1 protein-coding gene is annotated in these 276 nt (G+C 65.9%); it reads left to right on the plus strand.

Going from position 1 to position 276, the window contains the following annotated elements:
• Positions 1–276 (plus strand): aldehyde dehydrogenase family protein (locus tag SB753_RS36945; RefSeq protein ID WP_410805097.1); only part of this gene is annotated, 276 nt, incomplete at both ends.

The raw sequence follows: 276 nt of genomic DNA on the forward strand, positions 1-276 counted from the left end.
GTGATGCGCGCCGCCGCCGAGCATCTGACGCCGGTCACGCTCGAACTCGGCGGCAAATCGCCGGCGATCATCGGCGCGCACGCGCGTTTCGAGAATGCCGTGGATAACCTGATCGCCGGCAAGACGCTCAACGCCGGGCAGACCTGCGTCGCGCCAGACTACGTGCTCGTGCCGCGCGGCAAGGAGCAGACTTTCATCGACCGGGCGCGCGTGCGGATGGCGAAGATGTACCCCGGCTTCACGCACAACCCGGATTACACGTCGATTATTTCGCCG

Origin of the sequence: Paraburkholderia sp. SIMBA_053 (assembly GCF_046534895.1) — a bacterium.
Taxonomy (GTDB): domain Bacteria; phylum Pseudomonadota; class Gammaproteobacteria; order Burkholderiales; family Burkholderiaceae; genus Paraburkholderia; species Paraburkholderia caledonica.